Origin of the sequence: Methylobacterium mesophilicum, from assembly GCF_022179445.1 — a bacterium.
GTDB lineage: Bacteria > Pseudomonadota > Alphaproteobacteria > Rhizobiales > Beijerinckiaceae > Methylobacterium > Methylobacterium mesophilicum.
The window spans coordinates 80,078-92,894 of record NZ_BPQU01000023.1 but is presented as its reverse complement, the minus strand read 5'-3'; the positions used below and the strand labels follow the sequence as shown (position 1 = coordinate 92,894).

General features: G+C 57.4%; 4 protein-coding genes and 9 pseudogenes. 6 read left to right on the top strand and 7 right to left on the bottom strand.

The window, feature by feature from the left end; all coding sequences use genetic code 11:
* The coding region (locus MFF40_RS20485) for a transposase (RefSeq protein ID WP_238261996.1) at positions 1-152 on the bottom strand (152 nt) is incomplete at its 3' end.
* A gap of 53 nt (positions 153-205) precedes the next feature.
* Between MFF40_RS20485 and MFF40_RS20480 the strand changes: the two are divergent.
* Positions 206-430: pseudogene (locus MFF40_RS20480) on the top strand (IS701 family transposase); the annotation flags it as partial.
* A 176-nt stretch (positions 431-606) separates the two neighbouring features.
* Here the strand turns inward: MFF40_RS20480 and MFF40_RS20475 are convergent.
* Positions 607-1,161: pseudogene (locus tag MFF40_RS20475) on the bottom strand (transposase); the annotation flags it as partial.
* Between the two features lie 33 nt (positions 1,162-1,194).
* Positions 1,195-2,238, bottom strand: a pseudogene (locus MFF40_RS20470) (IS3 family transposase).
* Positions 2,239-2,572: 334 nt separating this feature from the next.
* On the opposite strand from MFF40_RS20470, the pseudogene MFF40_RS20465 reads away from it, so the two are divergent.
* Positions 2,573-2,796, top strand: a pseudogene (locus tag MFF40_RS20465) (IS5/IS1182 family transposase); the annotation flags it as partial.
* Positions 2,797-2,893: 97 nt separating this feature from the next.
* Here MFF40_RS20465 and MFF40_RS20460 read toward each other — a convergent pair.
* Complete coding sequence (locus MFF40_RS20460; RefSeq protein ID WP_238261986.1) at positions 2,894-4,303, bottom strand: hypothetical protein; 1,410 nt, start codon at positions 4,301-4,303, stop codon at positions 2,894-2,896.
* A gap of 226 nt (positions 4,304-4,529) precedes the next feature.
* On the opposite strand from MFF40_RS20460, the pseudogene MFF40_RS20455 reads away from it, so the two are divergent.
* Positions 4,530-5,594: pseudogene (locus tag MFF40_RS20455) on the top strand (IS630 family transposase); the annotation flags it as partial.
* 82 nt (positions 5,595-5,676) lie between these two features.
* Here MFF40_RS20455 and MFF40_RS20450 read toward each other — a convergent pair.
* Positions 5,677-6,487: pseudogene (locus MFF40_RS20450) on the bottom strand (IS5 family transposase).
* 353 nt (positions 6,488-6,840) lie between these two features.
* Between MFF40_RS20450 and MFF40_RS20445 the strand changes: the two are divergent.
* Positions 6,841-7,173: pseudogene (locus MFF40_RS20445) on the top strand (transposase); the annotation flags it as partial.
* Positions 7,174-7,449: 276 nt separating this feature from the next.
* Here the strand turns inward: MFF40_RS20445 and MFF40_RS20440 are convergent.
* Positions 7,450-8,469 (bottom strand): IS110 family RNA-guided transposase, encoded by a 1,020-nt coding sequence (locus tag MFF40_RS20440; protein ID WP_238261994.1) that lies wholly within the window; start codon positions 8,467-8,469, stop codon positions 7,450-7,452.
* 91 nt (positions 8,470-8,560) lie between these two features.
* On the opposite strand from MFF40_RS20440, the pseudogene MFF40_RS20435 reads away from it, so the two are divergent.
* Positions 8,561-9,571 (top strand): annotated as a pseudogene (locus MFF40_RS20435) (IS3 family transposase); the annotation flags it as partial.
* Between the two features lie 70 nt (positions 9,572-9,641).
* On the opposite strand, the pseudogene MFF40_RS20430 reads toward MFF40_RS20435, so the two are convergent.
* Positions 9,642-10,028: pseudogene (locus MFF40_RS20430) on the bottom strand (IS66 family transposase); the annotation flags it as partial.
* A 685-nt stretch (positions 10,029-10,713) separates the two neighbouring features.
* Here MFF40_RS20430 and MFF40_RS20425 point away from each other — a divergent pair.
* Positions 10,714-12,369 (top strand): tyrosine-protein kinase domain-containing protein, encoded by a 1,656-nt coding sequence (locus tag MFF40_RS20425; RefSeq protein ID WP_238261984.1) that lies wholly within the window; start codon positions 10,714-10,716, stop codon positions 12,367-12,369.
* Positions 12,370-12,817: the final 448 nt, after the last annotated feature.

The following is a 12,817-nucleotide window of genomic DNA, read 5'->3' as shown; positions in this document are numbered from 1 at the left end:
CAGTCGCGCCAGCGGCAGCCGGAGGTGAGCACGTGCAGGATGCCGGAGATGATCTGCCGGTCGTCCTTGCGCGCCGGTCCGGGTTGATCCTTCGGCATGAACGGTTCGATCACCGCCCACTGCGCATCCGAGAGCCAGAACAGCTCCGCCATCGCCGCCTCCGTGCTGCACGCGGCGGCCCTGAATCACAAAATCACAGAGCTCGCAAGAGCTTGGTGCGGTTCACACCCTAGGCCAATACGAGGGGCGAAGCTGGCGCGGCTTCCATCATCACGCCAGCCTATGCATCGCGGCCTACGGGTTACTGGTCTCCGAGCGGGGCCGCTTTCCCCCCTGGGAACCAGAGTTCACCGAGTGGCAAGCGCTTGCCCTACCCGCCAGTTATAGACCCCGCGGAGCCCCCGATCCGGCCCGAGCGACACGTGCCTGACTCCATCGCAACCTTGCGCCTGAGGCTAACACGGGCGCTCGTTCGTCCCCTGCACCAATGTCCCTGTTGCCAACAAAGATTTATGACACAGTAGTACTAGGAGCCCGTCCGAGTAACGAGTTCACGAGGTGGGATGAGCGTCGAAGTCTGGGCAGACGTGTGCGTCGGCTTTGGGCTCAGTGCCCGGCCTTCGCCAGTTTGAAGAGGTTGTAGGCGGTGCAGATCATCGCCCATTCGCCCCGGACCTGATCGAGGCCGCGGAGCAGGAACTGTCGGAAGCCCCGGGCCTGCTTGATCTGCCCGAACACGGGCTCGACCACTTGCTTCCTGAGGAGATAGCGGCTGCGGCGGCCAGCCCGCTTCAGGCGCACAGCCATCGCGCTCATCAACGGCATCTTCGTCAGCCTCCGGCGGCCGGCCGCGTCCACCTAGCCATGACGCGCCCGACCCGGAGCCAGGTAGGCGGTGATCCGCCGCTCCTGCAGCGCGACGAGGTTCGCCTCGTTGGCAAAGCCGGCATCGCCGGAGAGCTCTCGCGGTTTGCGCCCGAGATAGGCGTGGACGTCGTCCACGAGCGGCACGAGGGCGCGGGAGTCGGCTGAGTTGGACACGAGGCGGTGCGCGACGATCACCTGATGCGTGGCATCGACGGCGATCTGCCCGTTGTAGCCCTGCACGAACCCGTCGCGGGTAGGCAGGATGCGGCTGTCCGGGTCGGTGAAGTTGCGCTGTGTGATCCTCCCCCGACGTCACGGACAGGCGGTTTAGCTCGCGTTCCGTTCGGCTTGCTCGAGCGTGATGTAGCCGAGTGCCGAGTGGATGCGCTTCCTACTCTAGTAGCCTTAGATGTAAGCAAACAAGTCGCGCCGGGCCTCGTCCCGGGTCGCCCATCGTCGCTGGTGGACAAGTTCGACTTAAGCCCAGCGGCCGGTCGCTGCCGTTGGGCGGCCATCATCAGGGCGGCCGACGTCAACTCGGTCCGCATGTGATCACGCATGGACCAGGCGACGATCTTGCGAGTGGCGAGATCGAGCACGGCGGCCAGGTAGAGCCAGCCCTCGCCGGTGGGCAGGTACGTGATGTCGGCGAGCCAGACCGTGTTGGGCAGCGCGGCGGAGAACTGTTGCTTCGGGAGGTTGGGGGCGTTCGGCAGATCGTGGTGGCTGTCGTCGTGCAGGGCCGGAATCGGCGCCCTGCCAGGGCCCGGATGCCATGACGGCGCATCAGGCGCTCCACCCGCCCGCGACTGGCCGTTCGTCCCTCCGCACAAAGGGTGGCATGCACCCGAGGCGAGCCGTAGCGCCTGTGATGCCCGGCATGAATACGCCGGGCGTTGTCGAGAAGGCGACGGTTGGACGCCGACCGAGCACTCTCGGGACGGGATCGCCAGTCGTAGTAGCCGCTGTGAGAGACTTAGAGCACGTGGCACATGAGACGCACCGACCAGGTGCTCGGATGCTGCTCGATGAAAGCGAACGTCACTTGGGCATCTCCGCAAAGATGCCGATCGCCTTTTATAGGACGTCGCGCTCCATGCGCGTCCGATCGAGTTCTCGCCGCAGACGAGAGATCTCGGCGGCTTGGTCGGAGGGGGAAGCCATCGGGCTCGCAGCCGCGGCTCCTGGCGATGCTGCTGCCCGTGGTGGTGGTGAAGAGCCTCCCATCAGGGTCGCGCGCCACTGCCTCAGCATGAAGGGTTGGATCCCAAGTTCGGCCGCTATCTGCATCTGTTGTCGCCCGCTGCTGTCCAGCAGGGCTACCGCCTCGCGTTTGAACTCGGGCGTGAACTCCCGTTTCGTCTTCGCCATCAAACACCTTCCCAGGCCACAAGGAGCGTATCAGAGGTGTTCGTAAAGCCGGAGGAGGATCACTACGAGGCTCCATCATCTCGTCGGTCAGCGGAGGGCTCTCGGGTTCGGGGTTGGTCGTCGCAACCCCGAACCCGACCCGGCAATCGCCGATGACCACCTCGCGAGAAAGCAAGTCTGCTACAGCGCTGTGGGAAGCGCGCGAATGGGCTTCCTCGCTACCGTCGAGCTAAACCACTGCCTGGAACACGACAAAGTGCCGGCCTGCTTATCGACCACCACGGCGCATTTGCCTTGAGTCTATCCGTCGACAGGCGAAGCCAGGGTACAATGCCAAGAGGGCCAGCCTCGCGGGATCGCGCCGCGCATCGTCCTTAAAGGTGTCGAGAGTAACGAAAAACTCGGGCGTCACCGCTGAATCGTCGAGCGTACCCATGCCTCGTTCAATCGCTTCCGCCGCCTGTCCATCTGCAACCCGCGCCGCAGCAACATATACGAGGCTTCACTACCCTTGCCGCGAGCCTCACCACAATCAACCAGATCAAGTGGTTCTGTTAAACGCTCTTATGCTCCAGTACTAAATATTAGCCACGTGAATCCAGAAATGTCGAAGCATAAATATTTATAATATATTATTAATGAAATATTTCAGAGCTTACAACCGGCATCTATGCCCATACTTAACATTGAGAGGCACGATCGAACGATGTGCAGGATATGAAGCAGCTACCGCTGCGTAGATGTAAAAAATCAATCCTTGATCGACCAAGGCACCAGAGATGCTATGTGCTATAAGCAGTCCAATGCAAGCATTTCGGGCAGCTTGCCGAACTGCGTCGCCGAGCTTATCCTTCTCACAAGCAATGCCCCACGGCCGATCAAATAATTTTACAATAAAAAGTATGTAAAAGACTAGACCTGGAAAGCCGAGATTTGAGAGTAAAGCGAGTATGAAACTCGATGCACGTGCTGTACCAAGCCCAACTCCGATTCCCCAGGTTTCGCGAAAGTTCGCAATAGCCGCAACGTTCCAGGAGCTCCTTTCAATGCCGGACTCAGTCGATGCCTTATTTATAATTAGTTGATCAATATAATTAATTATAACGGAGGAGGCATTATCATTCAGGGCAACGAATGTGATAAGAATAATAATTAAGATTGGCGCTACTAGAACTACCGCAGCGCTCGCGCGACCGCCGGAATTTAAACTACACCGACGAATGGCAGTAAAATATAATATAATAAGGAGAGGGAAGAGGCCCGCCAAACCTGTCGAGGATGTGGATAAAATCAAGAGGATCAATGAGACAAATGCTAACTGCCCGGTATATAAAGGGCGGTAGCCAGATAGACTTAAAGTCCCAGTAAAACCGAGTGCGCCTAAAGTTGCTTGAGCAAACGCAGAGGACTCAGTGAACGATCCTGCGATACGCTTGATATCGCCAACCTGTTCGTCCAGATGCAACGCATATTGTGCGTTCCTGATGAAATCAAGAAATCCCTGAGTACCCGTTGAGTACGTTAGAACATCTAACGCAGCAAAAAATATATTAAAAAGTGCGTAAAGAATCAGCGCTTTTAATAACGTGAAGAAACCCCGATGCGTCGCGGCAACAGAAGATATTAACGCGTAGCACACTAGATCTGCAGTTAAGTAGATACTCTGTGTGGTGTTCCCGGATGTCGGACCCAACGGAACAGTTGAGTTATTGGGAGCATACTGCGTCGTTCCAACTGGGAAAATAGATGTAGCCCCGGCGAATAAACGTGGGAAAAATAGACCACCAATGACCCCATAGGCCACCATACATAGTAGCCAAAAGCCAGGTGCCGGCGGCGTTAAGGCATGAATAGCGGCATTGGCTTCTCTGGTTCGAGTTAATGCGGTGATCGCAACAAAACCAAGGAAGAAGTGCGCTGGCTGTATTGTCGCTGCGCCAACAAGTAGTGCTGCCGCCGAACCAAGCAGCGTAGAAGTGACAAGAACTACACTAGCTGCGCGATGCCCAATCGATAGACAAACAATACCGGCAAAAAGTGTTATGAAACCAATTGGCTCAAGCATTTCAGCTCCTATTAAAGAAGTAATATCCGTTCAGACCTATACATATATCAAATTTATCCTAATACGTATCCACAACATTCACGGCGACATTCCCTAACGATTTGTGCCCAATTTAACGCAACGGGGTAACGGATGATAGCCAAGGACTTACTTGCGCCTTAACGATTTATTCGCATATCGTGGTTTGATTTCCAATACCGAATGCGAAAGATGCAAGCTATGGTTGATTGTCAAGCACTCAAACGCCCTCAAACTCAACATCTCCCTCACTCCTCCCGTCTCGGATCGCCTTCGGCTCGAAGCCCTTGTGGCGAACTGGAATACGCCGCAGAAGCATGTCTGGCGCGCTCGCATCGTGCTGCTGAGCACGAATGGGCACGGGATGCACGCGAACATGCGTTAGGCTGGCGTGTCCAAGACCGCGGTCTGGCGCTGGCAGGAGCGCTTCCGCGCGAGAGGGCCTCGCTGGGCTCCTTTGCGACAAGAAACGGCCAGCGCGGATCCCGCCGCTCTGCCCAAAGGTGGCGGCGCGCGTCGTGGCCCTGATGCAGAGAGAGCCGCCCCACGAGACCACGCATTGGACAGCAGCTACCATGGCTGAGGCCGCATCCCTCAGCGTCTCGTCGGTCTAGCGGATCTGGCGCGGGCACGGCCTGCAGCCACATTGGGTTCGGCAGTTCAAGCTCTCCCCCGACCCGGCCTTCGCCGCCAGACTGCGCAACGAGCACCCATCGAACCTGTTCGATGGGACCCAAGGTGGTCGGACTTTACGTCGATCCACCAGCTCATTCCATGGTGCTCTCCGTCAACGAGAAGTCGCAGATCCAGGCGCTCACCCGAACGCAGGACCCGTTGCCGATGAAGCCGGGTCAGCCCACGACGCGCACCCACAACTACAAGCGCCACAGGACCACGACCTTGTTTGCCGCTCTGGACGTTCCGGAGGGCAAGGTGACCGGCCGGTGAATGCAGCGCCACCGGCATCAAGCGTTCATCCGCTTGTCGAGGCGCCGTTGAGGCGGCGGTCCCGGCTGGAAAGGTCGTCCACGCGATCTTTGGCAACTATGCCGTCCACAAGCACCCGAAGGTCCGCGCCTGACTCGACCGCCACTCACGCTGGACCTTCCACTTCACCCCCACCTTCGCCTCCTGGCTCAATGCCGTCGAGGGCTTCTTCGCCAAACTCGCAAAACGACGGCTGCGACGGGGTGTATTTGGCTCTGTCGTCGAGTTTCAGGCCGCCATCAAACGCTTCAATGCCGAGAGCAACGGCAGTCCGAAACCTTTCGCCTAGACCGTGGACCCTGATTGCATGATCCAAGGCAGCAAACGCGGCATCAAGTGTTAGGCTCGAACCAGACACCTAGAGCGTGTTATGCACCTGTCATCAGTCGCTCGGCCTGTTTCAGCATGAGGCAGACGAAGGCGACCATATGAAGTCCTGCCAGCGTGCTGGCATAACGCTCGTAATCCTTGACCAGGCGCCGACAGCGCGTCGCCCAGGCGAAGGACCGCTCCACCACCCAGCGACGCGGCAGCAGGACAAACCCGCGTTTGGCCTCGGGCGCCTTGACCACCGCCAGAGCGATACCGTGCGCCTGGGCCGCGTCCGCCGCCCGCGCGCCGGTGTAGCCCTGATCGACGAAGCCCGTCTCGACGCTTCCGTCCGTCTCCGCTTGCACCGCGCCGGTCAAGCGATCGACCTCGCCGCGATCGTCGGCATCGGCCGGGGTGACATGCAGCGCCACCACGTGGCCGGGTGTGTCCACCGCCAGATGCACCTTCGAACCGCGCTTGCGCTTGGCCCCGTCGTAGCCCGCCCGCTCGCCGCTCTCGGGCGAGGACCGCAGCGTCCGGCTGTCCAGGATCACCGCAGACGGCTCCGGCTTGCGATCCCCTGCCATCCGTGGAACCGCCCGTAGGTCCCCGGCCACATCGGTGAAGCACTCCGCAGCCAGCCAGCGCTGCGTCTTGCTGGTACACCGCCGCCCACGGCGGCAGGTCGTGCGGCATGAACCGCCACGGCGCCCCCGTCTTCACGATGAACCGCAAGCCGTTGAACACCTCGCGCAGGTCGTGGTCACGCTGGCCCGAACTCTCCCGCAGCAGCGCCAGATACGGCGCAACCAGCGCCCATTCCTCATCGGACACGTCAGAGGGATAGCCGGCACGACCTGCGCTCATGCCCAAAAACGCAAACCTCACCCATTCAGTTCATAACAGCCTCTAGGCTCCGGCGCTTTACGGCACGGGGCGAGGCAGCCAGATCGGAGATACGCTCGGCCAGAGCGAACACAGATCGGAGCTAGAGCGTTTTCGGTTTGCGCTGAGTCGATACGGCGGGGTTCACGCGGAGGCGGCGGGCTGATTCACTGATCGCTCTGGAGGAGGAGTGACCGATGGGACGGCCCTACAGTCAGGATCTACGCGAGCGGGTGGTAGATGCCGCCGCTGTCCGACGTCATCACCTGTGGGACAGAATGAGGGTCTTCACGAACGGAGGATGGCTGGTTCATCGTAGCCCCTGAGGAGCGAAGATGAAGCAGACATCCGGACCGGCCAAGAAGCCGGGAGAAGCGGTGATCAAGGACATTCGCCGGGCCACACGTCGGCAGTTCTCGTCCGAGGAGAAGATCCGCGTGGTGCTGGAAGGCTTGCGTGGCGAGGACAGCATCGCCGAGTTGTGCCGACGTGAGGGGATCGCCGCCTCGATGTACTACGGCTGGTCCAAGGAGTTCCTGGAGGCTGGCAAGAGGCGCCTGTCCGGCGACACGGCTCGTGCGGCCACCACGGATGAGGTGCGGGATCTGCGCCGCGAGACGGGGGCGCTGAAGGAGGTCGTGGCTGATCTCGTCCTGGAGAACCGTCTGCCTAACGTATGGCCCGCCCCGTCTGCAAGGTCGTCGATGAAGATGCCTGTGACCGGTCTGCACAAACGTATCCGGCATGTCGGCATGGTGGCCGCCGCCAAGATGGAGAGCCGCACGTCCCGGGCCTCATAAGCAATTCGGCCTCGGGGGCCGCTTTTTTTGCCAGGCTTCCGGAACGCCGCTCGACCGTCAGGCCATCTTCACTGTCCTCCCGCAGACCTCGTGGACCTGCGCCGAGCGATCGTGCTCCGCCTCAGGTCAACCTCTTTTGATGCCCTATGCGAGGGCCGGCTCCGGCCGCCGCTCGAAGCTCACTCCTTTGCGCAGCGTCGCCCAGGCGATCCGCGCGAGCTTGGCGGCGAGCGCGACGACCACGACGTTGTAGTGCGCCCGCGCCAGCAGACCGCGCAGCCATCGGCCGGTCGCATCCTCGACCTTGGACAGCGAGGCTAGCGCTGCGCGCGCCCCATGGATGAAGAGCCCACGCAGATAGGCGTTGCCCCTCTTGCTGATGCCGAGCAGCTTCGGCTTGCCACCGGTCGTATGCTGTCGGGGCACGAGGCCAAGCCAAGCCGGCAGGTCGCGCGCGGACGCGAAGGCGCTTCCGTCGTCGATGGCCGCGCGCAAGGCCGTGGCCGTCATCGGCCCGACGCCCGGGATCGACACCAGGCGATGTGCCGCCTCGTCGGCGCGGGCATGCGCCGCGAACTCTCGGTCGAGCGCTTCGATACGGCCGTCGAGGCTCGCCCACTCCTCACGGACCTCGGCGACGAGAGCTTGGATACGCGCGCCAATCTGCGCCTGGGGATCCGTCACGAGAATGCCGACCGCCGTCTCGAACTTGCGGCGGCCTTGCGGGAAAACGAGACCGCGCTCCAGCAGGATCGCGCGGAGCTGGTTCATGAGCATGGTGCGCATGCCGACCAGCCGAGACCGGACCCGGTGCAGGCTCTGCATGTCGAGTTGCTCCTGCGCCTTGAGGGGCACGAAGCGCATCGTCGGACGTGTGGCGGCCTCGGCGATCGCTTCGGCATCGCGGTCGTCGTTCTTCTGCGCCTTGACGTAGGGGCGGACATACTCGGGCGACATCAGTCGGATGGTATGTCCCTGCGCGGCCAGCAGCCGCCCGAGGTGATGGGCGCCACAGCAGGCCTCCATCGCGACGACACAAGCGGGCAGCTTGGCCGTGAGGCCGACGATCGTCTCACGCCGTGCGCGACGACGCAGAACCACCGTACCGGCTGGGTCGAAGCCAACCAGGCTACAGCTGTTTTTGCCGAGATCGATACCCAGCACGGCGACCGAACTCTTTGCCATTCCCGATCCCTCCATTTCTCCAAGGCAGCAGCATGCCACCAACGGTTCGGTGAGGGGCGGGCCATCCCATAAGCATGAGCGGGGCTGGGGGCGACGAGGCATGAGGTACCCGGCCCCCGAGAAGCTGGAGATCATCCGGCTGGTCGAGCAATCCCACCTGCCGGTGCGTGCCACCCTGGACAAGCTCGGCATCACCCGCTCGACGTTCTACCGCTGGTACGACGCCTACCAGCGCGGCGGCCCCGAGGCGTTGAATGACCATCCTTCGCAGCCGAGCCGGGTCTGGAACCGTCTACCTGCGGAGATCCGCGAGCAGATCGTTGCTCTGGCCTTGGAGCAGCCTGAACTCAGTCCGCGTGAGCTGGCAGTGCGCTTCACCGACGAGCGCCGCTACTTCGTCTCGGAAGCGACCGTCTACCGGTTGGTCAAGTCTCAGGACCTGATCACCAGCCCGGCCTATATCGTTATCAAGGCCGCCGACGAGTTCCGCGATAAGACCACCGCGCCCAACCAGCTTTGGCAGACGGACTTCACCTACCTGAAGGTCGTTGGCTGGGGCTGGTACTACCTGTCGACGGTCCTGGACGACTTCTCACGCTACATCGTCGCCTGGAAGCTGTGCACGACGATGCAGGCCAGCGACGTCACCGCCACGCTCGACCTGGCGCTGGGTGCGGCTGGGCTCAATCAGGCGCGGGTGATGCCGCGGCCACGCCTGCTCTCCGACAACGGGCCGAGCTACGTCGCCAGCGACCTAGCTGACTGGCTCGGCATTCGGGGCATGACCCACATCCGCGGCGCGCCATGCCATCCTCAAACGCAGGGCAAGATCGAGCGTTGGCACCAGACGCTCAAGAACCGCATCCTGCTCAAACACGCCTACTTGCCCGGCGAGTTGGAGACGCAGGTTGCCGACTTCGTCGAACACTACAACCATGCCCGTGCCCATGAGAGCCTGAGCAACCTCACGCCCGCTGACGTCTACTTCGGACGCGGCGAAGGGATCCTGGCCGAGCGGGAACGCATCAAGCGCCAGACCCTGATGGATCGCCGCTTGCGCCATCACGCGCAGGCCGCCTAACCTCCTACCCCAGATGGACCAGAGCCTCTGTCCCTGAACACCGCTGAATGTCCCAAATCATCTGACGACGGACAACTCGTGCCCAATAGATCGGAAACTGCACGGCCAATCGCTGATGCTGCGTCACCTCCGGCAACTCGATACGCTCGGAGACGCTGATAATTTCGGCGAAAAGATCCCCGTGAAGGGCGCCGCCGCAGACGAGCGGAAAACCGAACAATGATCAATCGCCGCATCGAGATCGTCGCTGATTCTCTGGCTATGGCCTGCGTGACCGGGTTTGGCCCTTCCGGGCTTGGATTGATCCCGCCGCTCATTGTGATCGGTCGCCGGCGACCTAAAAGAGGTGCGCGACGTCTTCGCCGGACGATGCAGCCGCAGCATCACCTCATTCTAAACCTATTAAAAAATCGATCAGCTCTTCGCGGCTTAACCGCTTCAGACCGCTCCGTCCCATCTCACGAAGGACTCGACGAAATCTCATTCATGCCGGGGGGGGGGGAAGGCCAGCTCAAAGCGAGCCGCCGCGACAGCAGACAACTCATAATCAGACATTCCCTCCGCAATTATTTTGCGTATGCCGAGATCATAAATTAACCCGAAAATAGCTACTATACTATCTTTTTATTGTTGAATATCAACGCAATGCTGATTGTTCGGTTGATTTAAGCAGAACAGTAAAAGTGATTAAACTTCCAGATTACGTGAGTTTATTTGCCTTTTACTTGATGAGTTTTAAATTCAATTTCGATTGATTGGATAAAAAATAATCGCAAAGAATGCCCTCACTAAATCGAGTCAGAAATTACTTATTGCCGCACCGTTAACTTAATTAAGAATATATTTTTCTGGTATTTTTTTCGCGGATCGAGTCTTTTGCTTAGTTTGTTTACAGCGGCTCCCTTGCCGGCCGGTTTGACTTACAGCAACGTTCTGTCCACAATGATACGGGCTGAAGTGGCGAAAATATGACAAATATTTTAAGGTAAAATTAGATTATTTGTTGTAAGCATAATCAAGGCTCCTTTTGCCATATCATAGAACTGACTAAGTGAACGGCAATCTCATTTGTCTTATGGTTATTTATTTTAATTCTTTACAATCACATGGGTACGAGGCAATTCTCAAAGGCAACCAAAAAAATGACTCAAAACGAAGCCAATATGAGTTCGGCGCGGCCAAACCCTCTTAATCATGAAAAATACGATGGACCAGAAATTCCCTCCAAAGATGGACCTTTGGCTGTGTTTACTGCAGCTATTTCCGCGGCCCGCAAACATTGGCTAAGATTATGTACTTGGATCGTCGTTTGCTGTGCCGCCGCAGCCATATATGCCAATTCTATTCCCCTATCTTATACATCAACCGGTACGCTACTTTTAGAACCTAAGCGTGAAGGGTCTGGAACAGGTCGAGATGTCACGGCAATGCCCCAGTTAGATGTGGCTCGCGCCGAAAGCGAGTTGCAGGTGATGAAATCTGAACGACTATTGACTAAAGTTTTCAATGGATTGAAGCTTTATGATACTTTAGATTTTGAGGTAAAACCTATTGGTATTCTCGGTGAGGCTCGAGTGAATTTAAACCGAGCTTTGGGTTTTCTGAAGAAACCTATAGCTCCATCTGATCAAGCGCAGCAGGTTGCTTTTACGAATTTTGTAGATCGCGTTGGAGTAAGACGTGTTGGTCAGTCGTATGTTGTGGAAGTTTCATACTCCTCCTATGACCCGACACTTGCGCGCCGTGTGACAAATGCGACTCTATCAGCATACCTTTGGCAATCTGTCGCTTCAAAAGCCGACGCTGCACGGAACGGCGGCGAATTCATTCAGGGACGCGTCAATGCGCTAGCTGGCCAAGCAGATGCCGCAGCAGCTGCCATATTGAATGGTTCGCTGCCAATGTCGCCAACGCCTGATGCTGACGCCCGTGTTATTGGAGCTGCATTACAACCGTTGCGCCCATCGGCACCGCGTACAGGCCTAATTATTGCATTAGGCGGGATGCTTGGTGTTCTAAGCGGGGCATCTTTCGTTGCATTTAGAGCTGCAATCGATCGCCGGATTTGGACTATTGATGATTTGAGTTCTTCAAGCGGACTGGCATGTTTTGCTGTTATTCCTGAGGTAAAACGTCGACCAGGTACTGTGCGACGTTCGATAGAGGAAATTTGTGAGCTTGCAACTTCCCCTTTTAATAAAGATTTTTCATCGGCCATTGGGGATTTAAGAACATCATTGATTTTATCCTTTAACGGTCAGTTTTTCCTAGAAAATCGTTCAGTTGCTTTCATTTCTTGGGACTCCGGAGCTGGGTCTACAACGATGAGCTTAAGTTTAGCGGCTGTCATGGACCAATCTGGATATAAAATTACTTTGATCGATGGGGATTTAGATAGGAAATCTGGCGGCCTGACATCTATAGCTCAATTAGCTAAATATTCTCTCGCAGACATTCTCAGTGGCGCGAATGTAGATCAATCTTCGGTCTTATCGACAATCGATAAAATAGATTTAATTGCGGCGAAAACATCTGATGGGCCCGAAATCAATCGGGCTTATCTGGGTTCACCGTTGCTTACAAAGTTTATTTCTCACCTGCGCCTCAAGTCAAACGTTCTACTTGATCTGCCGGCTCTTTCTCGTTGTGGAGATGCACGTGCCGCCGCTGTACAGGCGGACTGCGTAGTACTTGTTGTATCGTCGGGGCGTACATCGCGAGAAGATGTTGCTTCCGCTCTTCGGGTTTTAAATGAAGCTGGAGCGAATGTGATTGGTGCGGTGTTAAATCGCGTGTAATTAGGCAATAAAGAATCGCAAGTTCCATTCAAAGTGTGATTATTTTCGCCAGCTGTTTCCGATTTTTTGACTAAAATCTGACTCTCGGGCGGAATTTCGCTGGATTTCACAGTTCTGGCCGCCTTATAAAGAATAGGCGTGGCAAATTTTTAATTTTTTTTACCTTCGGCTTGATAACGCGAATATAATTGAAGTTGTTTGATCCCCGGATGCGGGTTGGCGATTATTAACCTGTTTTTACTAAGAAATTGCCTCTGACGGATTTGCGGGGATTGACTGATCATCTTTGGTTTTGTGGTCTCACCAATCACTGATTGCTCCATTCACAACTATGTGCGATGTTTTGCTCGGAAACCTCTGTCTATGATTTGTTGTATGGATACTCGCGGTATGGATTTCGAAAAGGCCATGCTTGCGTCGTTGATCAGAATGTATGGTGAGATGAAAC

Bases quoted from the DNA above. Each gene is read 5' to 3' on its own strand.
- MFF40_RS20460 (WP_238261986.1), bottom strand. From the start codon at position 4,303: ATGCTTGAGCCAATTGGTTTCATAACACTTTTTGCCGGTATTGTTTGT.
- MFF40_RS20425 (WP_238261984.1), top strand. From the start codon at position 10,714: ATGACTCAAAACGAAGCCAATATGAGTTCGGCGCGGCCAAACCCTCTT.